This window comes from Hydrogenophaga sp. SNF1, assembly GCF_034421675.1.
Taxonomy (GTDB): domain Bacteria; phylum Pseudomonadota; class Gammaproteobacteria; order Burkholderiales; family Burkholderiaceae_C; genus Hydrogenophaga; species Hydrogenophaga borbori.
This window is the reverse complement of the sequence record NZ_CP139793.1, coordinates 547,079-572,774: the sequence shown is the minus strand read 5'-3', so window position 1 is coordinate 572,774 and position 25,696 is coordinate 547,079. Positions and strand designations below refer to the sequence as shown.

The following is a 25,696-nucleotide window of genomic DNA, read 5'->3' as shown; positions in this document are numbered from 1 at the left end:
CGGCAGTCGCTGCACAGCTCCCCAACTGAAGAACTGTCAATGACTGAACTCAGGTTGATGGCCATGTCAGCGTCGCTGCCGTAGTTTTCGACTTTATTGTTTTGTTTTCGACTCTATTTCGCTGTTTTCGACTTTATTTGTCAGAAACAATCGATCAGCGATCCGCGGCGCCTCACTCCACCGTCACGCTCTTCGCCAGGTTCCTCGGCTTGTCGACGTCCGTGCCCTTGGCCAGCGCCGTGTGGTACGCCAGCAGCTGCAGCGGCACCACGTGCAGGATGGGCGACAGCGCGCCATAGTGCTCGGGCATGCGGATGACGTGGATGCCTTCGCTGCTGGCGATGCGCGTGTCGGCGTCGGCCAGCACGTAGAGCACGCCACCGCGCGCGCGCACCTCCTGCATGTTGCTCTTGAGTTTTTCCAGCAGGGTGTCGTTGGGCGCCACCGTCACCACGGGCATGGCGGCCGTCACCAGGGCCAGCGGGCCGTGCTTGAGCTCGCCGGCCGGGTAGGCCTCGGCGTGGATGTAGCTGATTTCCTTCAGCTTGAGCGCCCCTTCCAGCGCGATGGGGTAGTGCAGGCCGCGGCCCAGGAACAGCGCGTTGTCCATGCGCGCGAAGTCTTCGGCCCAGCTGATGACCTGCGGCTCCAGCGCCAGCACCGCCTGCAGGGCCACCGGCAGGTGGCGCATGCGCTTGAGGTGCTCGGCTTCTTCTTCTTCGCTCAGGTGACCGCGCACCTGCGCCAGCGCCAGCGTCAGCAGGAACAGGCCGGCGAGCTGGGTGGTGAAGGCCTTGGTGGAGGCCACGCCGATCTCCACGCCGGCGCGCGTGATGTAGGCCAGCTTGCATTCGCGCACCATGGCGCTGGTGGACACGTTGCAGATGGTCAGCGTTTCCTGCATGCCCAGGCTTTGCGCGTGGCGCAGCGCGGCCAGCGTGTCGGCGGTCTCGCCGCTCTGGCTAATGGTGACGACCAGGGTGCGCGCATCGGGCACGCTGGTGCGGTAGCGGTACTCGCTGGCCACCTCCACCTGCGTGGGGATCTTCGCGATGGACTCCAGCCAGTACTTGGCGGTGCAACCGCTGTAGTAGCTGGTGCCGCAGGCCAGGATGAGCACGCGGTCCACGTTCTTGAAGACGCGGTGCGCGCCGTCGCCGAACAGCTCGGGCGTGACGCCGGCCACGCCTTCCAGCGTGTCGGCGATGGCGCGCGGCTGCTCGAAGATCTCTTTCTGCATGTAGTGGCGGTACGGGCCCAGCTCGGCCGCGCCGCTGTGCGCCTGCACGGTGCGCACGGGGCGCTGCGTGGCGTCGAGCGAGCGGCCGCCGGCGTCGGTGATCCAGTAGCGGCCCATCTGCAGGTCCACCAGGTCGCCCTCTTCCAGGTAGACGATCTGGTCCGTCACGCCGGCGAGCGCCATGGCGTCGCTGGCCAGGAAGTGCTCGCCGCCGCTCGCGCCCACGCCCAGCACCAGCGGAGAGCCCGCGCGCGCGCCCACCACGCGGTGCGGCTCGTCCTTGTGGAACACGGCCAGCGCGTAGGCGCCGTGCAGCTGCGCCACGGCCGAGGCCAGCGCGGCGAACACGTCGCCGTCGTAGAGCGAGTCGATCAGGTGGGCGATGACCTCGGTGTCGGTCTGGCTCTCGAACACGTAGCCCTTGGCCTGCAGCGCGGCGCGCAGCTCGTCGTGGTTTTCGATGATGCCGTTGTGCACCAGGGCCACGCGCCCGGCCGCGCCGCCGTTCGCGCCGCTGGGGGCCCCCGGGCCATGGCTGAAGTGCGGGTGCGCGTTGTGCACCGCCGGCGCGCCGTGCGTGGCCCAGCGCGTGTGGGCGATGCCGGTGCCGCTGGCGATGCGCTCGCTCTGCACCTGCTGCGCAAGTTCGGCCACGCGGGCGGTGCTGCGCGCGCGCCTGAGGCCGTCGTTGTGCACGGCCACGCCGCAGGAGTCATAACCCCGGTACTCCAGCCGCTGCAGGCCCTGCACCAGCACCGGCACGATGTCGCGCCCCGAAACCCCCGCCACGATGCCGCACATGTGATCGCTCCTGAACAAGAAAGTGGGCGAATGCTAGTGAGCCTTTGCTGAAATGAATGGTCAAAATTCACAGAATAATGACCATTTTTCTCACCAAATGGATGGAAAGTCTATTTATTCCATGAATAATGCAATCATGGAATTTTTGGACATAGATGCCATCGACCTGCGGCTGCTGGAGCTGCTGCAGGAAGACGCGTCCCTGAGCAACCAGGCCCTGGCCGAGCGCGCCCACCTCAGCCCACCCACCTGCCTGCGCCGCGTCAAACGCCTGCGCGAGCGCGGGCTGATCGCGCGCGAGGTGGCCCTGCTCGACGCCGACCGCCTCGCCCCGCTGCTGGGCCATGGCCTCACCGTGGTGGTGGAGCTGAGCCTGGAGCGCCAGAGCGCCGAGGCGCTGGACGCCTTCGAGGCCCGTGCCGTGGCCGAGCCGCGCGTGCAGCAGTGCTACCGCGTGAGCCCCGGGCCCGACTTCGTGCTGATCGTGCGCTGCGCGGACATGCCCGACTACCTGTCCCTCACGCAACGCCTGTTCACGGGCGACGCGAACGTGCGAAATGTCAAAGGCTTCTTCAGCACGCGTTGCGCCAAGTTCCAACCCAGCCTGCCGCTCAGCCGCCCCCTCTGACCGAATGGCTTAAACAGCGCCTTGGGGGCATTGCAAAACGCACACTTCCTCAGTCGTGGGGAGAGACGGGATTGACGGCCCCGATCGGCTGTTACAACCTCATACAATCTCAAGCTTGCTCAAAAAAGCGGCATCTCTCCAGGAGGTTTCATGGACATGATGGTGACGGGTTCGGTGATCGCGGCGGTGGTGCTGGCGCTGTGCGTCTGGCTCTACCTGCGCTTCATGCGGGCCCAGGACGACGGCCGCGACGACCGCTATGGGCCGGAGCGCATCCTGTCGGCCGAGCAGGTGGCCATGCTCGACTACCTGCAGGACACCTTCCCCGGCCAGGTGGTGCTGCCCAACATCAACCTCGGACAGATGCTGTCGGTGCGCCGCGCCGCGAGCAAGAAGGCCGCGAAGGAGCGCCTGCGCGAGCACCGCGTGGACTTCGTGGTGTGCGCCACCGACGGCCGCCCCACCTTCGCCTTCGACATCGAGCAGTACCACCTGAGCAACGCCGAGGCCAAGAGCCAGCGCACGAAGGTGAAGAACCGCATCCTCAAGACCGCTGGCGTGCGCTTCGTCTTTCTCAAGAATGGCATCCACCGCATGCCCTCGCCGGCCGAGTTCCGCGAGCAGCTCAACCTGGTGGAACTGCCCAAGCCCAAGGCGCCTGCGCCCAAGCCGGCCGATGAGCGCGACAGCGTGATGCAGCAGCTGGAAACGCAGATGTCCGGCTTCGACGACCGCTATGGCCGCTCGGGCTACCGCGACTCCGAGGTGCTGGGCCTGAGCGGCCTGATGGACCTGGAAGACGAACTCAAGCCGCGCGAGCAGCGCCGCCGCGGCGGCGCTGGCGGCGGCGACAGCCGCTACGACGGCAGTTCGTTCGACGTGCGCGGCGGGCGCTGAGTCAAGAGGCCTTCGGGGCCTTCTTCGGCCGAGCCCAGCCCGCGATGCTGGCCTGGCGGCCACGCGCCACGGCCAGCGCCCCGGGCTCGGTGCTCTTGGTGATGGTCGAGCCCGCGCCCACCGTGCCGCCCGCGCCGATGGTGACCGGCGCCACCAGCACGCAGTTGCTGCCCACGTGCACGTCGGCCTCGATCACGGTGCGGTGCTTGTTGGCGCCGTCGTAGTTGGCGGTGATGCTGCCCGCACCGTAGTTGACGCGCTCGCCCACGGTGGCATCGCCCAGGTAGGCCAGGTGGTTGGCCTTGGCACCCGCGGCCAGGGTGCTGTTCTTCACCTCGACGAAGTTGCCGATGTGCACCTCGGCGCCCAGGTCCGCCCCGGGGCGCAGGCGCGCGAAGGGGCCGACCAGCGCGCCCGGGCCCACGCGCACGCCGGCCGCTTCGCCGTCGATGTGGGTGAAGGGATGGATCACCGCGCCGGCACCGATGCGCGCGTTGGCGATCACGCAGTTCGCGCCGATGCGCACGCCGTCCCCGAGTTCGACGCGGCCCTCGAACACGGTGTTGACGTCGATTTCCACGTCCTGCCCGCAGACCAGCTCGCCGCGCACGTCGAAGCGCGCCGGGTCGGCCAGGCGAACGCCATCGGCCATGAAGCGGTTCGCCAGGCGCCGCTGGTAGGCGCGCTCCAGCTCGGCCAGCTGCTGCGGGCTGTTCACACCGGCCACCTGAACGGCGTCGCCGGTGACGATGGCGCGCACCTCGCGGCCCTCGGCCACGGCGTGCTTCACCACGTCGGTGAGGTAGTACTCGCCCTGGCTGTTGTCGTTCGTCAGCCGGGCCAGCAAGGGCTTGAGCAGGGCCGCGGGGGCGGCCATCACGCCGCTGTACCACTCGGTCAGGCGGCGCTGCTCGGCGTTCGCGTCCTTGTGCTCCACGATGGCCCGCACCGAGCGCCCGGCGTCCGCGGCGCGCACGATGCGGCCGTAGCCGCTGGCGTCTTCGCCGGTGTCCACGCTGAGCAGCGCCAGGTGCTGCCCGGCGCAGGCCGCGATCAGCTCGCGCAGCGTGTCCGGCTCGATCAGGGGCACGTCGCCATTGAGCACCAGCACGACGCCGTCGTCGGCCAGCACCGGCACCGCCTGCTGCACCGCATGCCCGGTGCCCAGTTGCGGCTCCTGGCGCACGAAGCGCAGGGCCGTGGCGGCGGGCGCCGTCAGGCCGGCCTCCACCCGCTCGGCGCCATGGCCCGTGATCACCACCACCGAGCGCGCCGACAACCCCGCGGCGCAGTCGATCACATGCTGGGCCAGCGCGCGGCCGCCCAGTCGGTGCAACACTTTGGGCCGTTGGCTTTTCATGCGGGTGCCCTTGCCCGCGGCCATCACCACCACATCCACCGGTAACGACATGAAGACCTCTTTCGCGTACGCCGGACGCGGCCAGGGGGGCGGCGCCGGAACGCGGCGGATTATCGCCCGCGCCCTGCTGGTCCTGGCCGTGGCCGCCCTGCTGGCCGCCTGCACCACCGCGCGCTTCGCCTACAACCAGGCGCCCCACTTCAGCTACTGGTGGCTGGACAGCCATTTCGATTTCGACGACGCGCAGGCCGAGCAGGTGCGCGGCGACATCGACGCCTTCTTCGCCTGGCACCGGCGCGAGGAGTTGCCCGCCGTGGCGGGACTGCTGCGCCAGTGGCAGGCCATGGCCGCACGCGAACTCACGGCGCAAGAGGTGTGCACGCAGTTCGAGACCGTGCGCGCCCGCCTCGTCGGCGCGGGCGAGCGGCTGATTCCCCCTTTCGCCCGCCTGGTCCCCCAGTTGAGCGCCGCGCAGCTGCAGCAGCTGCAGCGCCGCCAGGCGCGCAGCGACGAGGAGTTCGCGCGCGACTTCCTGCGCGGTTCGCCCGAGCAGCGCCTGCAGCGCCGGCTGGACCAGGCGGTCTCGCGCAGCGAGACGTTCTACGGCCCGCTCAGCGCGGCGCAGCGTGAGCTGCTGCGCCGCTGGCTCGCCGAGTCGCCCTGGGACCCTGAGCGCGCCCAGGCCGAGCGCCAGCGCCGCCAGGCCGATCTGCTGCAGACGCTTCGCCGCATCCAGGCCGAGCCCGCCCAGGCACAGCAGGCGCTGCAGGCGCACCTGCAGCGCCTGCAACACTCGCCCACGCCGGGCTACCAGGCCTACAGCGACGCCGGCGTGCGCCACGGCTGCGCGCAATTCGCCGCACTGCACAACAGCACCACCCCCGAGCAGCGGCGCAAAGCCGTGCGCGAACTGCAGTCGTACGAACGCGACATGGAAGTGCTCAGCGCCCAGCGCTGAGCCGCGTGGCCGCCGGGTTCAGGCCCCCCAGCGCAGCCAGATCCAGATCACCCCCAGCGACAGCAGCGTCACCGGCGTGCCCACCACGGCGTGGCGCCGCCAGTCGATGACGATGCCCTGGGCGCGAGCCAGGTCGACCACGATGAGGTTGGCGATGGAGCCCACCAGCAGCAGGTTGCCCGCGAAGGTGGTCGCCAGCGCCAGCAGCACCCCCGCGCCAGGCTCGCCCGACAGGTGCGGCAGCAGCAGCATCACCGCCGGCACGTTGGACACCAGGTTGGACAGAACCACGCCCACCACCATCAGCGGGCCGGGATCGGTGAGGCGCACGCCCTGCCCCGCCAGCCAGGCCACGGCCTGGGCCGACAGGCCCGTGCGTTCGAAGGCGTGGTTCACCACGAACAGGCCCATGAACAGGATCAGCAGCGGCCAGTCCACCAGCCTCAGGAACTCGGCCGAGGCCAGCCGGCGGCTGAGCAGCAGCAGGGCCGCGCCCACCAGGGCCATCACTTCGTGCGGGCCGTCGCGAAAGAGGAACAGGCCCATCAGCGCCCCCGCCACCACCAGGCCCTTGGTGGTTTGCCACATGTCCAGCGGCGGGTCGCTGGAGCGCCGGTCGGTGGCCGGCAAGGGCTCGACGCGCACGTGCGGCACGCACACCAGCCAGCCCCACAGCAGCACCAGGCTGATGAGCACCGGCACCCCGGCCGCGCGCGCGTAACCCGCGAAGTCGAGCCGCAGCACCGAGCCGATCAGCATGTTCTGCGGGTTGCCGATGAGCGTGGCGGCCGATCCGATGTTGGCCGCGCAGGCCAGGCCCATGAGAAAGGGCAGCGGGTTGGCGCCGCGCCGCAGGCACAGGCGCGCCACGATGGGCGTCATGGCCAGGCAGACCACGTCGTTGGAAAACACGGCCGACAGCGCGGCCGCCACGGCGATCAGGGCGGCCAGCAGGGCGTTGTCCGACAGCGGCAGCGCGCCCACGCGCTGCGTGAGGGCGGCGTAGAAGCCGCCCAGGCGCATTTGCGCCGAGATGACCATGAAGGCGAACAGCAGCAGGATGGTGGGCAGGTCGATGGCCTGGGCCGCCTCGACCACGCCCATGCCCGAGACCGCGATCACGGCGATGGCGCCGAGCAAGGCCACGCCCGAACGGTCGAGCCGCAGGCGCGGCAGGCCGCCGAGGAACATGCCGAGGTAGACCACGCCAAAAATGGCGATGACGGCCCAGTCGGTGGCGGCGTTCAGCAGGGGGTCGTTGGAGGGCATGGAGCGCGCATCGTAGCGGCGGACAGCAAAAAGCCGCCCGAAGGCGGCTTCTCGAAGGGTGCGACCCGAGGACGGGCGGCTCTGTTGGCTTGCAGGCCCGCCCGCTGCGCGTTCAGGCCTGCAAGGCCGTGGGGACTTGTAGGCCCGCCCGCTGCGCGTTCAGGCCTGCAAGGCCGTGGGGACTTGTAGGCCCGCCCGCTGCGCGCTCAGGCCTGCAAGGCCGTGGGGACTTGTAGGCCCGCCCGCTGCGCGCTCAGGCCTGCAAGGCCGACCACATCTCCTTGTCGCGCTCGGCCGTCCAGATGCGGGGGTTCTTGATGCCCTTGGCTTCGTCGAAGGCGCGGCTGACGTCGAAGGGCAGGCAGTGTTCGTAGATGAAGACGTGGCCGAACACCGGGTCCATGCTCTTGCGGGTGTGGGCCATGGCGGCCTTGAGGTCCATGCCCGCGGCCGCGGCTTCCTTGCCGGCCTGGAACAGGGTGGTGACCCAGCGCTTGGTGTAGTCCAGCGCCTTGTTCACGTCGGCATTGCCCTTCATGGCTTCGCCACGGCCCGGCACGATGGCCTCGGCCTTGAGCGCGCGCAGGGCCTCCAGCGTGGCGGGCCATTCCTCGAGCTGGGCGTCGCCGGTGTACACGCCAGCCTCGTACTCGACCAGGTCGCCGCTGAACAGCACTTTTTCTTCTTCCACCCAGGCGATGGTGTCGCCGCGCGTGTGGCCCTGGCCCGGGTGCCAGATCTCGACCTTCACACCGCCCAGGTCCACCGTGAGCGAGCCCTGGCGGCCGGGCTGGCCATCACCGATGACCATGGTGGGCCAGGTCAGGCCGGGCACGCTGTCGGCGCCGCGGAACAGGCGCGGGAAGCGCTCCATCTCGCTTTGCATGTCCTCGGCGCCGCGCTCGACGATGAGCTCGTAGGTGCCGCGGCTGGCGATGATTTCGGTGGCGCCTTCGGCCAGGTAGGCACTGGCGCCCAGCACGCGCACCGCGTGGTAGTGGGTCAGCAGCACGTACTTGATGGGCTTGTCGCTGACCTGGCGGATGCGCTGGATCAGGTCCTGCGCCATGGCGGGCGTGGCCGTGGCGTCGCTGACCATGATGAACTTCTCGCCAATGATCACGCCCGAGTTCGGGTCGCCTTCGGCGGTGTAGGCCCAGCAGTGCGGGCTGAGCTGCTCGAAGGTGATCTTCTTGTCCTGCAGGTCGGCTTGGGAAGCGAAGGCTTTGCTCATGGGGTCTGTCTCCGGTGGGGGAAGCTTCAATTTTAACTAAACGAAATTCATTTCATATAAGTAAACGCCAAAATCCCCTCGGATTCAGTCGGGCCGGCGCCCGGCCAGCCCGTTTTCCAGCACCGCCACCACCTCCTCGGCGAAGCCCGCGTAACTCATGGGACCGCCCGGGCGCAGCCAGATGAAGGTCCAGTTGATCATGCCGAACAGCATCATGGTGAGGGCGGTCTGGTTGGTGGGGGTCACGCGCTCGGGGTAGGCGCGGCGGATGAAGCGCGTGAAGGCCGCCACCACGTCGCGCTGGCGGTTCACCACCAGTTCGCGCTGCGCCGGCCCGAGGAACTTGGTGTCGGACACCAGGGCCGCGTGGCGCGTGGCGCTGGTTTCGTACTCGGCCAGGAAGGCGCGCACCAGCTCGCTCAGCGCGTCGCGCTCGGACAGGTTCTTGCGCTGGGCGCGGCCCTCGGCCTCGCCGATGAGGGCCAGCAGGCGCTGGGTGTAGCGGTCCAGCAGGTCGAACAGGATCGCTTCCTTGCTCTCGTAATAGTGGTACAGCCGCGCCTTGCTGGTGCCACAGGCCTTGGCGATGTCGTTCATGCTGGCGGCCGGGAAGCTCTGGCGCGCGAAGCACTGGGCGGCGACGTCGAGGATTTCGTCGCGTTTGAGGTCATGGGTAGCGGACTTGGGGCGAGCCATGTCAGGATTCTGCCTCCCGCCTTTTCATTCGCCCATGCCCGCCGCCCCCGACCCCTTCGTCGAACACGTCTGTGAACTGCTGTCGCCACTGGGCCCCGTGGTGGCCCGGCGCATGTTCGGGGGCTGGGGCCTGTCGGTGGACGGCATGAACGTGGGCCTGGTGGCCTGGAACACGCTGTACCTGAAGGGCAATGCCGAGACCGAGCCGCGCTGGCTGGCGGCGGGCTGCCAGCCCTTCGTCTACGAGGCCAAAGGCAAGCCCATGCGGCTGAACTACTTCACGGCGCCCGAGGAGGCGATGGAATCGCCCGCCCTCATGCAGCCCTGGGCGCGACTGGCGCTGCAAGCCGCGGTGGCTGCGCGCGCGCCGCGCAAGAAGGCCGCAGCGCGATCAAGGCGGGTTTGACTCGAAGCGCGAGAGCACGCGGCCGCGGCCGGCGACGAGGAACTCGGTGTAGCCCAGCACGCCGCGCAGCAGCCGGCCAAAGGCCAGCGCGGCCTGGCCCAGCGCGAGCGCGAGTTCGCGCGAGGGCTTGACCACGTCGCGCGAGAAGCGCTGCGGACGGGCCTCGGCCTGCGGCAGCACGCTCCAGTCGAAGCGCAGGGCGTCGCCGCGGCTCCAGGGCTCCATCACCAGATGGGCGCCGGCCGGCACGAGCAGCGATTCGCCGGCGCAGACGCGGTGGTCGCCGAGGCCGTCGGCCTGGTGCGGCAGGTTCAGCGTGACCCAGGCGCGCCCGGCGGTGATGAGCAGGCGGCTGTCTTCGGCGGGACGCAGGCTGATGGCCCGGTGGGCGCCCACAGCGAAGCCGGGGCGCTGCGAGGTTGATGCCGATTCGGAACGGGTTTCCATGGGGTTTCTCCATGCGCCAGGGGGTATTGGCGCGGATGTGATCCTCGGGCTTGGAGCGCAACACGTCCAATGAAAGCCGGCTAAGCTATTGATTCGTCCACCGCATCAATCGCTCATGAGCCTGACGCCCCGCCACCCCCGCACCCGCCCCATTGGCATGGGGCACCTGCGCGCCTTCGAGGCGGTCGCGCGGCACCTGAACTTCCGCGCCGCGGCGGAAGAGCTGTCGCTCACGCAAAGCGCGGTGAGCCGGCAGATCCAGTCGCTGGAGGACGAGGTGGGCACCTCGCTGTTCCTGCGCCACACGCGCGCGGTGGAGCTCACCAGCGCGGGCGGCATGCTGCTGCGCGCCGCCTCCAGCGCGCTCGAGCGCGTGGACCACACCGTGCGCCACATCCGCCAGAACGCCGGGCGCAAGAGCGTGGCCATCACCACCTGGGCCTCGTTCGCCTCGATGTGGCTGATCCCGCGCCTGGAAGCCTTCCAGCGCGACCACCCCGACATCGATATCCGCATCGACGCCACCGATTCCGCGGTGGACCTGGCCACCGCGGACGTCGACATGGCGCTGCGCTACGCCGTGCCGCAGGCGGTGCCACCGGGCGCGGTGCGCCTGTTCGGCGAAAAACTCACGCCCGTGGCCAGCCCCTGGCTGCTGCAAAGCCACCCCATCCAGCGCATCGAGGACCTGGCCGGCTGTTCACTCATCGAGGCCGGCGACGCGCACCGCACGCGCCACCTGGAATGGCTCACCTGGCAGCGCTGGCTGGACCACTTCGCCGGCCCCGAGCCCGCGCCGCGCGGGCGCAAGGGGGCCAGCAGCAAGCCGCGCCTGAACCCGCAGCGCTGGCTGTACTTCAACTACGCGCAGCAGATCGTGCAGGCGGCCATCATCGGCCAGGGGGTGGCGCTGGCGCGCCTGCCGCTGGTGGCCGAGAGCCTGGCCAGCGGCGCGCTGGTGGAGCCGCTGCCGCACACGCGCATCGACTCACCGCTGGTGTACTGGCTGGTGCTGGCGCCGCGCAGCGAGCAGCGGCCCGAGGTGAAGGCCTTCGCCGACTGGCTGCTCGGCCAGGCCGCCGCCACGCGCAGCGCCATCGGCGACGTACCGGACCCCGACACCGTCGACAACATCGATTGACCATGAACGCGTCCCGTCACAGCGGCAACCTCCGCAGCATCGTCGCCATGCTCATCGCCGTGGGCTTCTTCGCGCTCATGGACGCGGTGCTCAAGACCCTGTCGGCGCGCTACCCGGCGCTGCAGATCGCCGCGCTGCGCGGCCTGACCGCGCTGCCGCTGGTGCTGGCTTACATCGCCTGGCGCGGCACCTGGCACACGGTGCTGCGCGCGCGCTGGCCGCTGCACGCGCTGCGCGGCGTGCTGGGCATCGTCATGCTCACGCTGTTCACGCTGGGCGTGCGCACGCTGCCGCTGTCGGCCGCCTACACCCTGTTCTTCATCGCCCCGCTGCTGATCACCGCGCTGTCGGTGCCGGTCCTCAAGGAGCGCGTGCCGCCCGCGCACTGGTGGGCCATCGCGGTGGGCTTCGGTGGCGTGCTCATCGCCCTGCGGCCCAGCGGCAGCGACCTGCAGGCCGGCCTGGCCACCGCGGGCGGGCTGGCCATCCTGGGCGCGGCGCTGTGCTACGCCGTGGCCGCCGTGGCGGGCCGCCTGGCCAGCCGCAGCGACAGCAGCGAATCGCTGATCCTCACCATGATGCTGTCCATGGCCGTGGGCGCGGGGCTGCTCGCGCTGCCGAACTGGCTGCCGATCGCGCGCGCCGACCTGCCGCTGCTGCTGGCGCTCGCCATCACGGGGTTTTGCGGCCAACTCGCCATCACCGAGGCCTTCCGCCACGGCCAGGCCTCCATCGTGGCGCCCTTCGAATACAGCGCGCTCGCCTGGGGGCTGGGGCTGGACTGGCTGATCTGGCAGACGCTGCCGGGCGCGCACACCTGGCTGGGCGCCGCCATCGTGGTGGGCAGCGGGATCTACCTGGTCCGCCACGAGCGCCGCATCACCGAGGCGCACGCCACGGCCGAGCACCCCTGAGACCACTCAGTTCACCGGCCAGGCCACGCCGGTGTCGCACAGCACGGCGTCCAGCGGCACGTCATGCGGCTCGGGCCGCAGCATGGGCAGGAAGGCGAAGTCGTAGCCCAGCCCCACCGTGAACGGCCGGGGTCGCAAGGTGGCCAGCGTGCGGTCGTAGAAGCCGCCGCCGTAGCCCAGGCGGTAGCCGCCCGGTCCGTACCCGACGCAGGGCACGAAGATCAGCGTGGGATGGACGATCTCGGTGTCCTTGGGCTTGGGGATGCCGTAGGCGTCCTCCTCCATGGGGCAGCCGGGGTACCAGGTGTAGAAGGTCAGCGTCTTGTCGATCTTGTTCACCACCGGCAGGGCGATGCGGCGGTGCCGCTGCTGGCCCTGCGCGTCTTCTTCGAGCCCCGCTTCCTGCCAGCGAAACAGCGCGGGCAGCGGATCGAACTCGCCCTTGATGGGCCAGTAGGCGCCGATGACGCTGTCGGGCCGGTTCACCAGCCACACGCGCATCACCCGCTGCAACTGGTCGTTTCGCCACAGGCGGTCGCCGAGGCGCCGGCGCTTGTCCACCAGCGCCTTGCGCCACTGAGCCTTCTGCTCGCCGGGCGTGCCGCCGGCCGTCTTGTTCACGGGCGGTGGGGAACTCTGGCCGTCGTTGCTGTCCATAATCGGCTGGTGGTCACGAAGGTCGATATGCAGGGATTTCGCAAGCGCTGGATGGCGCGTTTCGCGGCCCGTCCCATTCAGGGGGCGCGGCTCATTATGGCGGCGCTGCTGCTGCCTTCCATGGCGTGGGCGCAGAACGCCGCGTCCGACCAGACCCTGCTCGCCATGAGCGAAGCCTACCGCCGCGGCCAGTCCGGCGAACTCACGCGCCTGCTGCCCGGCGCGCGCGGCCATGTGCTGGAGCCGCTGGCGCGCTACTGGGAAATGCGCCTGCGGCTGGACAGCGCGCCCGCGCCCGAGATCCGCGCCGCACTCGACGCCATGGCCGGCACCTACTGGGAGGACCGGCTGCGCAACGACTGGCTGCTGCAGCTGGGCAAGGCGCGCGACTGGGCGCGCTTCGAGACCGAGCGCCCGCTGTTCCGCATGAACGACGACCGCCAGGTCACGTGCTACACGGTCATGCTGGACGCCGCCGGCAGCCGGCTGCCGCCCGAGGTGGCGGCCGAGCGCGTGCGCGAGCTCTGGCTGGCGCAGCGCGACGCCGAGGACGGCTGCGCCACCGCCGCGCAGGCCCTGCTGGCCAGCGGCCACCTGCGACCCGCCGTGGCCTGGCAGCGCGCGCGGCTCATGATGGAAGTCGGCCGCGGCCGCGCGGCCAGCCAGGCCGTGGGCCTGGTGCAGCCCGAGGCGGTGCCCACGGTGGACGCCGTCGCGGCCAACCCGGCGAAGTACCTCGACGACAAGATCACCGCGATCCGCCCGCGCACCAAGGAGCTGGTCACGCTGGCCATCATCCGCCTGGCTTCGCAGGACCCGGCGGCCGCGGCCAGCGAACTCGACAGCCTGAAGTGGCGCGCCCAGCTCACGGCCGAGGAGCGCGGCTGGCTCTGGGGCGTGATCGGCAAACGCAGCGCGCAGCGCCTGCAGGCCGAGGCGCTGGGCTACTTCGCGCGCGGCGAGCTGCGCTTCATGACCGACGACCACCTGGCCTGGATGGCGCGCGCCGGCCTGCGTCTGGGCCGCTGGGACGCGGTGCGCGACGCCATCTACGCCATGAGTCCCGCGCAGCGCGGCGAAACCGGCTGGACCTATTGGCGCGCGCGCACCATCGAGGCCCTGCAGGACCCCGACGCCAGCGTGGCGCGCGCCCAGGCGCGCGAGATCTACGAGACCATCGCCTCGCCGCGCGACTTCCACGGCATGCTGGCCATGGAGTCGCTGGGCCTGCCCATCGTGGCACCCACGCCACCCGAGCCCCTGACGGCCGAGGAGCGCCGCGCCGCCGAACAGAACCCCGGCCTGCGCCGCGCGCTCACCGCCATCCGCCTGGGCCTGCGCGGCGAAGGCGTGCGCGAGTGGAACTACCAGGTCGCGCTGCACGCACCCGGCGGCATGGGCGACCGCGAGCTGCTCGCCGCCGCCGACCTGGCCTGCCGAGAACAGCTGTGGGACCGCTGCATCAACACCAGCCAGCGCACCCGCGAGGCCATCGACATGCAGCAGCGCTTTCCCACGCCGCACCGCGAGCAGGTGGTGGCCCGCACGCGCGACATCGGCCTGGACCCGGCCTACGTGTATGGCCTGATTCGCCAGGAGAGCCGCTTCGTGGTGGAGGCGCGCTCGCAGGTGGGCGCCTCGGGACTGATGCAGGTGATGCCGGCCACCGCGCGCTGGACGGCCCGCAAGATCGGCCTGTCCAACTTCCAGCCGCAGCAGATCGGCGAGCGCGACACCAACATCCAGATCGGCACCGCCTACCTCAAGTTCGCGCTCGACGACTTCGAGGGCTCGATGCCGCTGGCCGCGGCCGCCTACAACGCCGGCCCCGGCCGCGCGCGCGCCTGGCGCAACGGCCCCGTGCTGCCCGGCGAGATCTGGGCCGAGAACATCCCCTTCGAGGAAACGCGCGACTACGTGCAGCGCGTGCTCACCAACACCGTCAACTACGCCGCGCTCATGAGCGGCGCGCCACAGTCGCTGCGCCAGCGGCTGGGCACCGTCGGGCCGCGCAGCGTGGCGGCACCGGCGGAGAACACCGAGTTGCCATAAGGAGCCATCGCCCCAGGAGGTGCGTCATGAAGAAGGTCCTCGTGCTCGGCGGCACCGGCTTTGTCGGCCGCCACGTCTGCGAGAAGCTGCAGCGGCGCGGCTGGCACATCACGGTGCCCACGCGCCAGCCGGCCAAGGCCACCGCCGTGCTTCCCCTGCCGCGCGTGACGGTGGTCGAGGCCGACGTGCACGACACGCGCCAGCTGCTGCGCCTCATGGAGGGGCAGCACGCGGTGGTCAATCTGGTGGCCATCCTGCACGGCGACGAGGCCGCCTTCGAACGCGTGCACGTGGAGCTGCCACTGGCCATCGCCGAGGCCTGTCTGGCCGACGCGGCCTGCCGCCTGGTGCACCTCAGCGCCCTCGGCGCCTCGCTCGACGGCCCCTCCATGTACCAGCGCAGCAAGGCGCGCGGCGAAGAGGTGCTGCGCGCCTCGGGCCTGGCCCTCACCCTGCTGCGCCCCAGCGTCATCTTCGGGCGCGGCGACCGCTTCCTCAACCTGTTCGCGCGGCTGCAGCGCTTCTCCCCGCTGCTGCCGCTGGCCGGCGCCGACACGCGCCTGCAGCCGGTGTGGGTGGAAGACGTGGCCGAGGCGGTCGCGGCCTGCCTGGACGACGACGCGCGGGGGCGCGCCAGCATCGGCCGCACCATCGAGTGCGCGGGGCCGGAGGTGCTGGAGCTGCGCGAGCTGGTGCGGCTCGCCGGCCGGCTGGGCAGCACCCCGCGTCCCGTGGTCCCCTTGCCGCTGGCCGTTGGCCGCTGGCAAGCCGCTCTGCTGGAACTGCTGCCCGGCGAGCCGCTCATGAGCCGCGACAACGTGGCCTCGCTGTCGGTGCCCAACGTCGCCAGCGGCGCGCTGCCGGGCCTGGACAGCCTGGGCATCGCGCCCGCCAGCGTGCACGCCATCGCGCCCACCTACCTGGGCGAGCGCAACCCGCGCAGCCAGCTACTGCATTTGCGGCAGCAGGCGCGACGTTGATCGCTTCATCATCGCTATCGCGTCCGTCGAACGGTACGGGGGTGGTGTTTCGGGGCACACTCGCGCCTCCGCAAATGAGTACCTTTCACTGATAGGTGGACCATGACCCAGTACGACGGTTTTTCGCCCCCTTCCCGCCACGCCAGCCCACCGCGCAGCGAAAACCAGCGCGATGTGGTCAACCGGCTCAAGCGCATCGAGGGGCAGATCCGCGGTCTCATCGACATGGTGCAGACCGAGCGCTCCTGCGAAGAGGTGGCCCAGCAGATGTCGGCGGCGCGCAAGGCCATGGACAAGGCCTTCTACCGCATGATGGCCTGCTCCCTGATGACCGCCGTCTCCGAGTCCGCGGGTGAAGGATCGGCCATGCGCGACGTGGAGCGCTCCACGCGCATCCTCGAAAAATACGCCTGAGCGCAGCGCACCCGGGCATTCATGACGGGCCCGCATCCATCGGGCCCGTTTTTCGCATCGATTCGGCCGCCGGGGGCGCCTAGCATGCGGGGTTCTCACGGAGCCCGTCCATGCCCCTGCAACTGTTCATCGGCAACAAGAATTACTCGTCCTGGTCCATGCGTCCCTGGGTGCTCATGCGCCAGGCCGGCATCCCGTTCGAGGAAGTCCTCATCCGCTTCGACTCCTTCGAAGCCGACTCCGTCTTCAAACAGCGCGTGAAGGCCGTCAACCCGCTCGGCAAGGTGCCGGCACTGGTCGACGACGGCTTCGCCATCTGGGACTCGCTGGCCATCGCCGAGTACCTGGCCGAACGCTTCCCCGATAAGTCGCTCTGGCCCACCGACGCCCGCCAGCGCGCCCGCGCGCGCAGCATCTGCGCGGAGATGCACAGCGGCTTCTCGGCCCTGCGCAACCACTGCCCCATGAACATCGAGGCCTCGCTGCCCGAGACCGGCGCCCTGCTCTGGCGCGACCAGGCCGGCCTGCGCGCCGACGTCGCGCGCCTGGAGGCCATGTGGGGCGAGCTGCTCGCCGCCCAGCCCGACGACGGCCTGCTGTTCGGCGCCTTCAGCATCGCCGACGCCTTCTTCGCGCCCGTGTGCACGCGCATCCGCACCTACGCCCTGCCGGTGTCGGATGGGGTGCGCGCCTACGTCGACCGCGCGCTCGCCCTGCCCGGCGTAAGGTCCTGGGTGGACGGCGCCCTGAAAGAGCGCGACTTCATCGATTTCGACGAGCCCTACCGCCTGCGCCCGACCGCCCGCTGACACCCACGGCCGAGCCCCGCGCGGGACCGGCCCGAACCGGCCACCTACACTCGCGCCCATGCAGATCTATCTGGTGGGCGGCGCGGTGCGCGACGCGCTCATGGCGCGCGAACTCGGGCTGCCGGCGCCCGCGCAGGCCGACCGCGACTGGGTCGTCGTCGGCGCCACGCCCCAGGCCATGGTGGCCGAGGGCTACGAGCCCGTGGGGCGCGACTTTCCCGTCTTCCTGCACCCCCGCACCCACGAGGAATACGCGCTCGCGCGCACCGAGCGCAAGACGGCCCCCGGCTACCACGGCTTCGCCTTCCACGCCGAGCCCGACGTCACGCTCGAACAAGACCTGGCGCGCCGCGACCTCACCATCAACGCCATGGCCGTGGCGGCGCAGGACGCCGAGCACCCCGACAGCGCCCCGCTGATCGACCCCTGGGGCGGCCTGGCCGACCTGCGCGCGCGCACGCTGCGCCACGTCACCGAGGCCTTCGCCGAGGACCCGGTACGCATCCTGCGGCTGGCGCGTTTTCGGGCGCGCTGGCCCGGCTTCGACGCCGCGCCCGAAACCGCCGCGCTGATGCGCGCCATGGTCGAGCGCGGCGAGGCCGACCACCTGGTGGCCGAGCGCGTGTGGCAGGAGGTGTCGCGCGGCCTGATGGAGGCCCGGCCCGGCCGGCTGCTCGACACCCTGCGCGACTGCGGCGCCCTGCCCCGGCTGTTGCCGCCGGCCGCGCGAGCGCAGGCGGGCCGGCTGCCCACGGCGCTGCCCGGCGAGGCCGACGGCCACCCGCTGTTCACCGGCGCGTCGCTGGCCGTTCGCTGGGCCTGGCTGGTGGCGCCGCTCGACGCGGCCGCCCAGCAGGCCCTGGGCGCGCACTGGCGCGTGCCCAATGCCCTGCAGGCGCTGGCGCAGATGGCGCAGCGCGAGCGCGCCGACTGGCCCGCGCCCGAGGCCCTGGACGCCACCGAGGCGCTGCGGCGCCTGCTGCGCTGCGACGCCCTGCGCAAACCCGAGCGTTGCCGCGAACTGCTGCGGGTGATCGAGGGCCTGGCCCTGGCGGATCCCGACGGTGGCGACACGGTGCGGCGCAGCATCCGCCGCCTGGACCGGGCGCTGCAGGCCCTGCTGGGCTTCGACAGCGCCGCCGCCGTGCGCCAGGCCCAGGCCGATGGCGCCACGGGGGAGCAGATAGGTGAGCGCCTACACACCGCTCGCCTCCAATATTTGCTGCAACGCGGCATCTGGAACGACTGAAGCCGCGCGCGTCAAGCGCCGGCGCAGTCTCTCACCCAAGGGCTCGGACAAAGCCGCCGCGGCTTGCCCCAGGGGCGGGGCCACGGTACGGTGGCGGGCTGATGACGACGCTGCCCACGCTGTCGACCCATGGGTCGGCACTGTTTCTGGACTTCGACGGCACCCTGGCCGAACTGGCCAGCCGACCCGATGCGGTGCGGATCCCTCCCGATTTGCCGAGCCTGCTCGATGCCCTGCACGAGCGGCTGGGGGGCGCGCTCGCGCTGGTCACCGGCCGCGCCCGCATCGACCTGCAGCGCTGGCTGCCGGTGCAGCGCTGGCCCGGCGCCTTCGAACACGGCGCGCTGCGCGTGGGCGCCGATGGCGTCGACCGACTGGCCGTGACGCCCGAGCTGGGCCCCGTGGTGGTGGCGGCGCAGGCCTTCGCCGCCCGCCACCCGGCACTGCTGCTGGAGGTGAAGCAGACCGCCCTGGCCCTGCACTACCGCGCCGCGCCCGAACTGGGGCCGGCCTGCGTGGAGGCGCTGTTCCAGGCCATCGCCAACCACCCCGATCTGCGCCTGCTGCAGGGCAAGGCCGTGGTGGAGGTGAAGGCCGCGCACACCAGCAAGGGCGCCGCCATCGCCGGCTTCCTGCGCGAGCCGCCCTTTGCCGGCCGCCGGCCGGTGTTCGCGGGCGACGACGTGACGGACGAGGACGGCTTCGCGGTGGTCCAGTCGCACGGCGGCGACGGCATCAAGGTGGGCCAGGGGCCGAGCGCGGCGCGCCTGCGCTGCGACAGCCCCCAGGCCCTGCGCGACTGGTTGCGACAACAAACGTACGAGGTTTCGCCATGACCCCAGCGAGTGGATTTGCCTCGCCAGAAGCCGCCTCGCTGCACCTGGGCGTGATCGGCAATTGCACCATCGGTGCGCTGGTCGACTCGCGCGCGCGCATCGTCTGGAGCTGCCTGCCACGCTTCGACGGCGACCCCGTGTTCTGCTCGCTGCTGGGCGGCTCCGACGGCGAGTCCGGCTCCTGGGCCATCGAGATCGAGGACCTGGCCGAGACGCGCCAGCGCTACGAACCCAACACCGCCGTGCTCGTGACCGAGCTGTGGGACCGGCACGGCCAGGGCCTGCAGGTGGTCGATTTCGCGCCGCGCTTTGCCGCGCGCGGGCGCTTCTTCCGGCCCATGCAGATCGTGCGGCGCGTGCGCGCGCTCAAGGGCACGCCGCGCATCCGCGTGCGTCTGGCGCCGCGCTTCCATTGGGGCTCTCAGGCGCCGCGCATCACCTCGGGCAGCAACCACGTGCGCTACGTGGGCGAGGACCTCACCCTGCGCCTCTACACCGACGCACCCATCAGCCACGTGCTCTCCAGCGAGCCCTTCCTGCTGGTGCATGAGCACAACTTCCTGCTCGGCCCCGACGAAACCGTGGCCGGCAGCGTGAGCGACGTGGCGCGCCACTTCGAACAGGAAACGCGCGCCTACTGGCGCACCTGGAGCCAGCGCCTGGCGCTGCCGCTGGAGTGGCAGGAGGCGGTGATCCGCGCGGCCATCACGCTCAAGCTCTCGCTGTTCGAAGACACCGGCGCCATCGTCGCGGCCATGACCACCAGCATCCCCGAGGCGCCGAACAGCCAGCGCAACTGGGACTACCGCTACTGCTGGCTGCGCGACGCCTTCTTCGTGGTGCGCGCGCTCAACAGCCTGTCCGAGATCGGCACCATGGAGGACTACCTGCGCTGGCTGTCCGACGTGGTGGTGGGCAGCGCGCGCCTGGACAGCGGCGGCCATGTGCAGCCGCTCTTCGGCGTGGGGCTGGAGCGCCATTTGCCGGAGCGCGTCGTCGACACCCTGCCGGGCTACCGCGGCATGGGCCCGGTGCGCGCGGGCAACCAGGCGCACGAACACTTCCAGCACGACGTGTACGGCAACATCGTTCTCGCGTCCTCGCAGGCCTTCCACGACCGCCGGCTGCTGCACCCGCCGGGGCGCGCCGAGTTCGAGCGGCTGGAGGCCGTGGGCGAGCATGCGCGGCGCGTCTTCGACCAGCCCGACGCCGGCATGTGGGAGCTGCGCACCCGCGCGCGCGTGCACACCTCCTCGGCGCTGATGAACTGGGCCGCCTGCGACCGGCTGGCCAAGATCGCGCGCACCCTGCACCTGCCCGATCGCGCCGCCTATTGGGCTGGCCACGCGCAGGCCATGCGCGAGCGCATCCTGGCCGAGTCCTGGAGCGAGCAGCGCCAGGCCTTCGCCGCGGCCTTCGGCGACCACGACCTGGACGCCAGCGTGCTGTTGATGGCCGAGGTCGGCTTCATCGACCCCAAGGACCCGCGCTTCCTTTCCACGCTGCACGCGCTGGAAGCCCACCTGTGCGACGGCCCCTACATGCGCCGCTACGAGGCCGCCGACGACTTCGGCAAGCCCGAAGTGGCCTTCAACATCTGCACCTTCTGGCGCATCGACGCGCTGGCGCGCACCGGGCGCGTGCGCGAGGCGCGCGAGGTCTTCGAGGCCATGCTCGCGGTGCGCAACCCGCTGGGCCTGCTGTCCGAGGACACGCACGCCACCACCGGCGAAATGTGGGGCAACTTCCCGCAGACCTATTCGATGGTGGGACTGATCAACGCCGCCGTTCGCCTGTCGGCGCACTGGGATTCGGTGGTATGAGCCGCCTCGTCGTCGTCTCCAACCGCATCGCCGATCCGCGCAAGACCGCGGCCGGCGGCCTGGCCGTGGCCCTGGGCCAGGCACTGGAGGCCAGCGGCGGCCTGTGGTTCGGCTGGAGCGGGCGCATCGCCGAGAACGGCGCGCCCGGCCAGGGCGAGGTCAACCGCCAGCAGGCCGGCGCGGTGCAGCTCGTCACCCTGGACCTCAGCCGCGAGGACCACGACAGCTACTACCTGAACTACAGCAGTGGCGTGCTGTGGCCGGTGCTGCACTACCGCCTCGATCTGGCCGACTTCGACAGCGGCGGCATCGCGGGCTACCGGCGCGTGAACCAGCTCTTCGCGCAGAAACTCAAGGCCCTGCTGCGGCCCGACGACATCATCTGGGTGCACGACTACCACCTGATCCCGCTGGCGGCCGAGCTGCGCGCCATGGGCTGCGAGCAGCGCATCGGCTTCTTCCTGCACGTGCCCTTGCCGCCACCGCTGATGCTGGCCGCGCTGCCCGAACACGACTGGCTGATGCGCTCGCTCTTCGCCTACGACCTCGTGGGTTTCCAGAGCCAGACCGACGTGACGCACTTCGAGCGCTACGCCAGCGACGAACTGCGCGCGCAGTGGGTGGGCCAGCACGGCTGGCACGCCTTCGGCAAGACCCTTCAGGTGCGCGCCTTCCCCATCGGCATCGACGTGGACGAGTTCCAGGCCCTGGGCGAAGGCAAGGACGCGCGCGAGATGTTCGAGCAATTGCGCAGCGACTACGCGCGCCGCCGCCTGCTGGTGGGCGTGGAGCGCATGGACTACTCCAAGGGCCTGCCGCAGCGCCTCAAGGCCTTTCGCACCCTGCTGCAGAACTACCCCGAGAACCAGGGCAGCGCCACGCTGATCCAAATCGCCTCGCCCAGCCGCGAATCGGTGGACGCCTACGCCGCGCTGCGCGCCGAACTGGAGAGCCTGTCGGGCGCCATCAACGGCGAGCACGGCGAACTCGACTGGATGCCGCTGCGCTACATCCACCGCAACGTGGCACGCAAGCGCCTGCCCGGCCTGTACCGCGCGGCCGCCGTGGCCCTGGTCACGCCGCTGCGCGACGGCATGAACCTGGTGGCCAAGGAATTCGTGGCCGCGCAGGACCCGGCCGACCCCGGCGTGCTCGTGCTCTCGCGCTTCGCGGGCGCGGCCGAACAATTGAGCGAGGCCCTGCAGGTCAACCCCTACGACACGGCGCGCACGGCCGAAACCATTCAGCGCGCGCTGCAGATGCCGCTGGCCGAGCGCCAGCAGCGCCACGCGGCGCTGCTGCAACGCATCCGCGCGCAGGACGTGCACTGGTGGCGCGAAAACTTCCTGCGCGCCTTGCGCGACACACAAGAACCGGAGAAAGAACCATGAACGAGAACCTCATCGACGTCGCCACCGGCTGGTGGCAGGGACTGGGCAGCCTGGCCACCAGCGGGCTGCGCATCGTGCTCATCCTGATCCTGGCCTGGGTCGTGGTCGGCGTCGCCCAGCGCGCCATCCGCCTGCTGCGCAACCGCGTGGCCGGCCGGCTCGACGACGACCGCGAGGCGATCAAGCGCGCGGAGACGCTCAGCCGCGTGTTCCGCTACCTGGTGGTGGTGGTGGTCAGCCTGATCGCGGGCATGCTGGTGCTGGGCGAGCTGGGCGTATCGGTGGCGCCCATCCTCGGCGCCGCGGGCGTGGTCGGCCTGGCCGTGGGTTTTGGCGCGCAGAGCCTGGTGAAAGACTACTTCACCGGCTTCTTCCTGCTGCTGGAGAACCAGATCCGCCAGGGCGACGTGGTGCAGCTGGGCAGCCACTCCGGGGTGGTCGAGGAGGTCACGCTGCGCTACGTGCAGCTGCGCGACTACGACGGCAATGTGCACTACGTGCCCAACGGCACCATCACCACGGTCATCAACATGACGCGCGGCTTCAGCCAGGCGGTCTGCGACATCGCCGTCTCGGTGCACGAGGACGTGGACGCCGTGGTCCGGGTCATCCGCGAGGTCGCCGCCGGGCTGCGGGCCGACGAGGCCTTCGGCGAACGCATCCTGGCCGACCTGGAAGTGGCGGGCGTGGAGCGCTGGGACAACGCCTCGGTGGTGATCCGCTGCCGCTTCCGCACCCTGCCCATTGAGCAGTGGGGCATCCGCCGCGAGTTCCTGCGCCGGCTCAAAGGCGCGTTCGTCGCGCGCGGCATCCGCCTGCCCTACCCCAACCTCACGGTGCACGCCGACGCCGAGGCCGCCAACGCCGCCAGCCTGCGCGAGGCCGCCGCCGCCGCGGCCGCGCGCTGAGGCCCCGGGCCGGCGCCCCGCCGTGGTGCGATTGCCCGAGCGCGGCAGGCAGGATTTCCGGACGGCCTTGGCCCCGCGGGCGACCCGGTGCCACCATGGCTCCTCCTACCGCCGGAGGCCGCCATGCCCTCAAGCAACCCGCTCAACCCGCCGCTCGCCGAAGGCATCCGGCGCCTGGGGTTTCGCAAGTGGTACGAGCGCGAGCTGCTCTCCAGCCACGCGCACATGGCCCTGGCGGTGCTGGCCGCCGTGGCCATGCTGGCGAGCTTCGAGGCCTTCGATGGCGCCAGCGCGGGCGAGAAGCTGATGAACACCGCCTTCGTGGTGCTCACCGCCGGCATCACGCTGTGGGCGCTGCAGCGCTACACCTACCTGCTGATGCACGCCGAGGAAGTGGCCAACCAGGCCAACTGCCCGCGCTGCCACGCCTACGGGCAGCTGAGCCTGTCGGAGCGGCCGGTGCGCGGCGGCGAGGACGGCGCGGCGCGCCTGGTGCCGGTGTGCTGCAAGCGCTGCGCGTTCGAGTGGGACGTGGACGATAGCTAGCGCGCGCCGTCGCGCGCCTCCGCCGCCGCCTTCACATGCCCGCGAACACCGAATCGCTCTCCGCGTGGGCCGAGCCCACGAAGACACGCAGCATCGGGCCCTGCAGGTCGTGCTCCCACAGGCGGCCCTGGATGGTGAACTGGCGGCCGCCGACGCGGAACACGTCGCCCGGTATGGGCGCGGCGCCGTGGCCGCGCCAGTAGTCGGGCACCACCAGCTGCATGCGCCGCAGCCAGGCCTGGTCCTCGGGGGTGAAGACGAGCACGGTTCTGAGCGGGGTGGTCATGGGGTCTCCTGGTGGCGCGGCGGGCGAGGGCCCAGGTTAGCGCAAGGCGCGGCTCAGTCCAAGCCGTCCAGGCCGCGCGCCGCGCCCAGCAGCGCGGGCGATTCGCGCGCGGTGATCACCCACACCGGAATGGCGCGCAGGTAGCCGTTGAAGCGGCCCTTGTCCTCGAAGCGCGCGCGAAAGGGCGAGGTGTCGAACCAGGCGCCCAGGCGCGGCACGATGCCGCCGCCCAGGTACACCCCGCCGCGCGCGCCCAGCGTGAGCGCGAGGTTGCCGGCCACCGAGCCCAGCAGCGCGCAGAACAGGTTCAGCGCCTCCAGCGCCTGCGGTTGGCCGTGCTGGAGCGCGGCCTCGGTCACGTCGGCCGCGCGCTGCACGCCCCGCACGGCCACGCCGTCGGCTTCGCAGAGCACCCGGAAGCTGTCGAGCAGGCCCGCGCCCGAGCACACGCGCTCGGCCGAGGCCCGGCCGTGGCGCGCCGCCAGCGCGTCCATCAGCAAGCGCTCGCGCGGCGTGGCGGCCGGCAGCGTGACGTGGCCGCCCTCGCCCTCCAGCGGCACCCAGCCGTCGGCGCCGCAGGGCAGCAGACCCGACACGCCCAGCCCCGTGCCAGGGCCCAGCAGAGCGCGCGCGGCGCGCGGCACGGCATCGCCGCCGCCCAGTTGGCGCAGATCGCTCGCCGGCAGCACCGGCAGCGCCAGGGCCAGGGCGGTGAAGTCGTTGAGCACGCGCAGCCGCTCCCAGCCCATCTCGGCCCGCAGCGCGCGCTGCGAGAAGGCCCAGTCGTGGTTGGTCATGCGCACCGCGTCGCCCGTGACCGGGTTGGCGATGGCGATGGCCGCGGCGCGCACGCGGCGCGGGCCCAGCCCACCCAGGTACTCGCGCAGGGCGTCCTGCACACCCGGGTAGCGGGCCACGGGCAGCACGCGCACATCGCTCAAGGGCTCACCGGGCGCGGACTGGAAGGCGAAACGGGCGTTCGTGCCGCCGATGTCGGCGAGCAGCCGGCCACCGGGGCTGGGGATGCGCTGGCTCATGGCGGCCGATGATAGGCCGCGCCCACTCAGCGGGGCAGGTGGGCGCGCACCCAACGCACGATGTCGGCCGCGCCCATGGCGCCGGGCTGGCGCGCGATCTCGCGGCCGCCCGAGAACAGCGCCAGCGTGGGAATGCTGCGGATGTTCATGGCCGCCGACAGCCCGGGCGCCTCTTCGGTGTTGAGCTTCACCAGCCGCACGCGCGGCTCGAGTTCGCGCGCCGCCGCCTCGAACTGCGGGGCCATCGCACGGCAGGGGCCGCACCAGGGCGCCCAGAAGTCCACCAGCACCGGCAGGCTGGAGCGTTCGATGGTCTTGCGCAGGCCGGCCTCGTCCAGCGCCACCGGCGCGCCCGTGAACAGCGGGGCGTGGCAGCGGCCGCAATCCGGCGCGCGGTCCAGCGCGTCGGGCGCGAGCCGGTTGGTGGTGCCACAGTGCGGGCAGACGAGGTGCAGGGGGGCGGCGGGGGCGTTCATGACCCCCAGATGAAGGCCGGCGCGCCGATTGCAAGCCCGCGGGCTCAGACCAGGTAGCCGATGAGGCTGGCGATGAAGCTCAGCAGCACGGTGCTGGCGAAAGGCAGGAACCAGTCGCGGCCAAAGGCGCGGAAACGCAGATCGCCCGGCAGCCGACCCAGGCCCAGGCGGCGCAACAGCGGCGTGGCCCAGCTGATGAGCAGCAGCGCCAGGAAGATGACGATCATCCAGCGGATCATGC

Annotated in this window: 27 protein-coding genes; 16 read left to right on the top strand and 11 right to left on the bottom strand. The window is 71.1% G+C overall.

Translation table 11 applies throughout. The annotated features are described in order from the left end of the window. Positions 1–172: 172 nt before the first annotated feature. On the bottom strand, positions 173–2,041 hold the full coding sequence (gene glmS, locus SOM08_RS02770) for a glutamine--fructose-6-phosphate transaminase (isomerizing) (RefSeq protein WP_322470012.1): 1,869 nt from the start codon (positions 2,039–2,041) through the stop codon (positions 173–175). Between the two features lie 136 nt (positions 2,042–2,177). Here glmS and SOM08_RS02765 point away from each other — a divergent pair, with 136 nt between their 5' ends. Together SOM08_RS02765 and SOM08_RS02760 are read left to right on the top strand one after the other, a co-directional pair. Then, complete coding sequence (locus SOM08_RS02765; RefSeq protein ID WP_116958699.1) at positions 2,178–2,669, top strand: Lrp/AsnC family transcriptional regulator; 492 nt, start codon at positions 2,178–2,180, stop codon at positions 2,667–2,669. Between the two features lie 150 nt (positions 2,670–2,819). Further along, the gene (locus SOM08_RS02760; RefSeq protein WP_070400336.1) at positions 2,820–3,566 is read left to right on the top strand and encodes a DUF2726 domain-containing protein; all 747 of its coding nucleotides are present in this window, start codon (positions 2,820–2,822) and stop codon (positions 3,564–3,566) included. Position 3,567: 1 nt separating this feature from the next. Here SOM08_RS02760 and glmU read toward each other — a convergent pair whose 3' ends face one another. After that, positions 3,568–4,977, bottom strand: coding sequence for a bifunctional UDP-N-acetylglucosamine diphosphorylase/glucosamine-1-phosphate N-acetyltransferase GlmU (glmU, locus tag SOM08_RS02755; protein WP_116958698.1), 1,410 nt, complete (start codon positions 4,975–4,977; stop codon positions 3,568–3,570). On the opposite strand from glmU, the gene SOM08_RS02750 reads away from it, so the two are divergent. Beyond that, complete coding sequence (locus SOM08_RS02750; protein WP_322470011.1) at positions 4,976–5,884, top strand: DUF6279 family lipoprotein; 909 nt, start codon at positions 4,976–4,978, stop codon at positions 5,882–5,884. The two genes, glmU and SOM08_RS02750, sit on opposite strands and share 2 nt — an antisense overlap. An 18-nt stretch (positions 5,885–5,902) precedes the next feature. Here SOM08_RS02750 and SOM08_RS02745 read toward each other — a convergent pair whose 3' ends face one another. The 3 genes from SOM08_RS02745 to SOM08_RS02735 all read right to left on the bottom strand — a co-directional run bounded on the left by SOM08_RS02745 (position 5,903) and on the right by SOM08_RS02735 (position 9,083). Beyond that, complete coding sequence (locus SOM08_RS02745; protein WP_322470010.1) at positions 5,903–7,153, bottom strand: SLC13 family permease; 1,251 nt, start codon at positions 7,151–7,153, stop codon at positions 5,903–5,905. Positions 7,154–7,406: 253 nt separating this feature from the next. Continuing rightward, complete coding sequence (locus SOM08_RS02740) at positions 7,407–8,387, bottom strand: MBL fold metallo-hydrolase (protein ID WP_116958695.1); 981 nt, start codon at positions 8,385–8,387, stop codon at positions 7,407–7,409. A gap of 84 nt (positions 8,388–8,471) precedes the next feature. Next, entirely contained in the window at positions 8,472–9,083 is a 612-nt protein-coding gene (locus SOM08_RS02735; protein ID WP_070400340.1) for a TetR/AcrR family transcriptional regulator, read from the bottom strand. A 34-nt stretch (positions 9,084–9,117) separates the two neighbouring features. On the opposite strand from SOM08_RS02735, the gene SOM08_RS02730 reads away from it, so the two are divergent. Then, positions 9,118–9,489: a TfoX/Sxy family protein gene (locus tag SOM08_RS02730; protein WP_116958694.1), complete on the top strand. Its 372-nt coding sequence runs from the start codon at positions 9,118–9,120 to the stop codon at positions 9,487–9,489. Here the strand turns inward: SOM08_RS02730 and SOM08_RS02725 are convergent. Further along, positions 9,475–9,936 carry a DUF2917 domain-containing protein gene (locus SOM08_RS02725; protein WP_116958693.1) on the bottom strand — a complete coding sequence of 154 codons (462 nt, stop codon included), beginning with the start codon at positions 9,934–9,936 and terminating at the stop codon, positions 9,475–9,477. The genes SOM08_RS02730 and SOM08_RS02725 overlap by 15 nt on opposite strands. A gap of 115 nt (positions 9,937–10,051) precedes the next feature. On the opposite strand from SOM08_RS02725, the gene SOM08_RS02720 reads away from it, so the two are divergent. Together SOM08_RS02720 and SOM08_RS02715 are read left to right on the top strand one after the other, a co-directional pair. Then, the gene (locus SOM08_RS02720; protein ID WP_116958692.1) at positions 10,052–11,077 is read left to right on the top strand and encodes a LysR substrate-binding domain-containing protein; all 1,026 of its coding nucleotides are present in this window, start codon (positions 10,052–10,054) and stop codon (positions 11,075–11,077) included. Between the two features lie 2 nt (positions 11,078–11,079). Then, on the top strand, positions 11,080–11,991 hold the full coding sequence (locus tag SOM08_RS02715; protein WP_116958691.1) for a DMT family transporter: 912 nt from the start codon (positions 11,080–11,082) through the stop codon (positions 11,989–11,991). 6 nt (positions 11,992–11,997) lie between these two features. Here SOM08_RS02715 and SOM08_RS02710 read toward each other — a convergent pair whose 3' ends face one another. Beyond that, positions 11,998–12,648, bottom strand: a complete 651-nt coding sequence (locus tag SOM08_RS02710) for a 5-formyltetrahydrofolate cyclo-ligase (RefSeq protein WP_245980917.1) — start codon at positions 12,646–12,648, stop codon at positions 11,998–12,000. Between the two features lie 96 nt (positions 12,649–12,744). On the opposite strand from SOM08_RS02710, the gene SOM08_RS02705 reads away from it, so the two are divergent. From SOM08_RS02705 to SOM08_RS02660, 10 genes are all read left to right on the top strand, one after another. Beyond that, the gene (locus SOM08_RS02705) at positions 12,745–14,700 is read left to right on the top strand and encodes a lytic transglycosylase domain-containing protein (protein WP_116958826.1); all 1,956 of its coding nucleotides are present in this window, start codon (positions 12,745–12,747) and stop codon (positions 14,698–14,700) included. 26 nt (positions 14,701–14,726) lie between these two features. Continuing rightward, on the top strand, positions 14,727–15,680 hold the full coding sequence (locus tag SOM08_RS02700; RefSeq protein WP_322470009.1) for a complex I NDUFA9 subunit family protein: 954 nt from the start codon (positions 14,727–14,729) through the stop codon (positions 15,678–15,680). 102 nt (positions 15,681–15,782) lie between these two features. Next, on the top strand, positions 15,783–16,094 hold the full coding sequence (locus SOM08_RS02695; RefSeq protein WP_116958689.1) for a metal-sensitive transcriptional regulator: 312 nt from the start codon (positions 15,783–15,785) through the stop codon (positions 16,092–16,094). Positions 16,095–16,204: 110 nt separating this feature from the next. Continuing rightward, positions 16,205–16,903 carry a glutathione S-transferase family protein gene (locus SOM08_RS02690; protein WP_322470008.1) on the top strand — a complete coding sequence of 233 codons (699 nt, stop codon included), beginning with the start codon at positions 16,205–16,207 and terminating at the stop codon, positions 16,901–16,903. 58 nt (positions 16,904–16,961) lie between these two features. After that, positions 16,962–18,152 carry a multifunctional CCA tRNA nucleotidyl transferase/2'3'-cyclic phosphodiesterase/2'nucleotidase/phosphatase gene (locus tag SOM08_RS02685; RefSeq protein ID WP_322470007.1) on the top strand — a complete coding sequence of 397 codons (1,191 nt, stop codon included), beginning with the start codon at positions 16,962–16,964 and terminating at the stop codon, positions 18,150–18,152. Between the two features lie 101 nt (positions 18,153–18,253). Continuing rightward, on the top strand, positions 18,254–18,988 hold the full coding sequence (otsB, locus tag SOM08_RS02680; RefSeq protein ID WP_116958686.1) for a trehalose-phosphatase: 735 nt from the start codon (positions 18,254–18,256) through the stop codon (positions 18,986–18,988). Further along, complete coding sequence (locus SOM08_RS02675) at positions 18,985–20,811, top strand: glycoside hydrolase family 15 protein (RefSeq protein WP_116958685.1); 1,827 nt, start codon at positions 18,985–18,987, stop codon at positions 20,809–20,811. The genes otsB and SOM08_RS02675 overlap by 4 nt, the downstream gene beginning before the upstream one ends. Next, positions 20,808–22,202, top strand: a complete 1,395-nt coding sequence (locus SOM08_RS02670; protein ID WP_116958684.1) for an alpha,alpha-trehalose-phosphate synthase (UDP-forming) — start codon at positions 20,808–20,810, stop codon at positions 22,200–22,202. Before SOM08_RS02675 ends, SOM08_RS02670 begins: the two co-directional genes overlap by 4 nt. Further along, positions 22,199–23,110 (top strand): mechanosensitive ion channel family protein, encoded by a 912-nt coding sequence (locus SOM08_RS02665; RefSeq protein ID WP_116958683.1) that lies wholly within the window; start codon positions 22,199–22,201, stop codon positions 23,108–23,110. Before SOM08_RS02670 ends, SOM08_RS02665 begins: the two co-directional genes overlap by 4 nt. A 123-nt stretch (positions 23,111–23,233) precedes the next feature. Further along, complete coding sequence (locus tag SOM08_RS02660; protein ID WP_116958682.1) at positions 23,234–23,656, top strand: hypothetical protein; 423 nt, start codon at positions 23,234–23,236, stop codon at positions 23,654–23,656. A 31-nt stretch (positions 23,657–23,687) separates the two neighbouring features. Here SOM08_RS02660 and SOM08_RS02655 read toward each other — a convergent pair whose 3' ends face one another. From SOM08_RS02655 to SOM08_RS02640, 4 genes are read right to left on the bottom strand one after another with little or no spacing between them, the layout of a single operon-like run. Beyond that, on the bottom strand, positions 23,688–23,942 hold the full coding sequence (locus tag SOM08_RS02655; protein WP_116958681.1) for a hypothetical protein: 255 nt from the start codon (positions 23,940–23,942) through the stop codon (positions 23,688–23,690). 53 nt (positions 23,943–23,995) lie between these two features. After that, positions 23,996–24,979, bottom strand: coding sequence for a glucokinase (gene glk / locus SOM08_RS02650; RefSeq protein WP_116958680.1), 984 nt, complete (start codon positions 24,977–24,979; stop codon positions 23,996–23,998). Between the two features lie 26 nt (positions 24,980–25,005). After that, positions 25,006–25,455 (bottom strand): thioredoxin TrxC, encoded by a 450-nt coding sequence (gene trxC, locus SOM08_RS02645; RefSeq protein WP_116958679.1) that lies wholly within the window; start codon positions 25,453–25,455, stop codon positions 25,006–25,008. 44 nt (positions 25,456–25,499) lie between these two features. Continuing rightward, complete coding sequence (locus SOM08_RS02640) at positions 25,500–25,694, bottom strand: DUF2905 family protein (protein WP_070400356.1); 195 nt, start codon at positions 25,692–25,694, stop codon at positions 25,500–25,502. Positions 25,695–25,696 lie beyond the last annotated feature (2 nt).

Bases quoted from the DNA above. Each gene is read 5' to 3' on its own strand.
- glmU (WP_116958698.1), bottom strand. From the start codon at position 4,977: ATGTCGTTACCGGTGGATGTGGTGGTGATGGCCGCGGGCAAGGGCACC.
- otsB (WP_116958686.1), top strand. From the start codon at position 18,254: ATGACGACGCTGCCCACGCTGTCGACCCATGGGTCGGCACTGTTTCTG.
- SOM08_RS02700 (WP_322470009.1), top strand. From the start codon at position 14,727: ATGAAGAAGGTCCTCGTGCTCGGCGGCACCGGCTTTGTCGGCCGCCAC.
- SOM08_RS02675 (WP_116958685.1), top strand. From the start codon at position 18,985: ATGACCCCAGCGAGTGGATTTGCCTCGCCAGAAGCCGCCTCGCTGCAC.
- SOM08_RS02695 (WP_116958689.1), top strand. From the start codon at position 15,783: ATGACCCAGTACGACGGTTTTTCGCCCCCTTCCCGCCACGCCAGCCCA.
- SOM08_RS02710 (WP_245980917.1), bottom strand. From the start codon at position 12,648: ATGGACAGCAACGACGGCCAGAGTTCCCCACCGCCCGTGAACAAGACG.
- trxC (WP_116958679.1), bottom strand. From the start codon at position 25,455: ATGAACGCCCCCGCCGCCCCCCTGCACCTCGTCTGCCCGCACTGTGGC.
- SOM08_RS02725 (WP_116958693.1), bottom strand. From the start codon at position 9,936: ATGGAAACCCGTTCCGAATCGGCATCAACCTCGCAGCGCCCCGGCTTC.
- SOM08_RS02660 (WP_116958682.1), top strand. From the start codon at position 23,234: ATGCCCTCAAGCAACCCGCTCAACCCGCCGCTCGCCGAAGGCATCCGG.
- SOM08_RS02730 (WP_116958694.1), top strand. From the start codon at position 9,118: ATGCCCGCCGCCCCCGACCCCTTCGTCGAACACGTCTGTGAACTGCTG.
- SOM08_RS02745 (WP_322470010.1), bottom strand. From the start codon at position 7,153: ATGCCCTCCAACGACCCCCTGCTGAACGCCGCCACCGACTGGGCCGTC.
- SOM08_RS02655 (WP_116958681.1), bottom strand. From the start codon at position 23,942: ATGACCACCCCGCTCAGAACCGTGCTCGTCTTCACCCCCGAGGACCAG.
- SOM08_RS02765 (WP_116958699.1), top strand. From the start codon at position 2,178: ATGGAATTTTTGGACATAGATGCCATCGACCTGCGGCTGCTGGAGCTG.
- SOM08_RS02760 (WP_070400336.1), top strand. From the start codon at position 2,820: ATGGACATGATGGTGACGGGTTCGGTGATCGCGGCGGTGGTGCTGGCG.
- SOM08_RS02640 (WP_070400356.1), bottom strand. From the start codon at position 25,694: ATGATCCGCTGGATGATCGTCATCTTCCTGGCGCTGCTGCTCATCAGC.
- SOM08_RS02715 (WP_116958691.1), top strand. From the start codon at position 11,080: ATGAACGCGTCCCGTCACAGCGGCAACCTCCGCAGCATCGTCGCCATG.
- SOM08_RS02740 (WP_116958695.1), bottom strand. From the start codon at position 8,387: ATGAGCAAAGCCTTCGCTTCCCAAGCCGACCTGCAGGACAAGAAGATC.
- SOM08_RS02735 (WP_070400340.1), bottom strand. From the start codon at position 9,083: ATGGCTCGCCCCAAGTCCGCTACCCATGACCTCAAACGCGACGAAATC.
- glk (WP_116958680.1), bottom strand. From the start codon at position 24,979: ATGAGCCAGCGCATCCCCAGCCCCGGTGGCCGGCTGCTCGCCGACATC.
- SOM08_RS02690 (WP_322470008.1), top strand. From the start codon at position 16,205: ATGCCCCTGCAACTGTTCATCGGCAACAAGAATTACTCGTCCTGGTCC.
- SOM08_RS02705 (WP_116958826.1), top strand. From the start codon at position 12,745: ATGGCGGCGCTGCTGCTGCCTTCCATGGCGTGGGCGCAGAACGCCGCG.
- glmS (WP_322470012.1), bottom strand. From the start codon at position 2,041: ATGTGCGGCATCGTGGCGGGGGTTTCGGGGCGCGACATCGTGCCGGTG.
- SOM08_RS02665 (WP_116958683.1), top strand. From the start codon at position 22,199: ATGAACGAGAACCTCATCGACGTCGCCACCGGCTGGTGGCAGGGACTG.
- SOM08_RS02685 (WP_322470007.1), top strand. From the start codon at position 16,962: ATGCAGATCTATCTGGTGGGCGGCGCGGTGCGCGACGCGCTCATGGCG.
- SOM08_RS02750 (WP_322470011.1), top strand. From the start codon at position 4,976: ATGAAGACCTCTTTCGCGTACGCCGGACGCGGCCAGGGGGGCGGCGCC.
- SOM08_RS02720 (WP_116958692.1), top strand. From the start codon at position 10,052: ATGAGCCTGACGCCCCGCCACCCCCGCACCCGCCCCATTGGCATGGGG.
- SOM08_RS02670 (WP_116958684.1), top strand. From the start codon at position 20,808: ATGAGCCGCCTCGTCGTCGTCTCCAACCGCATCGCCGATCCGCGCAAG.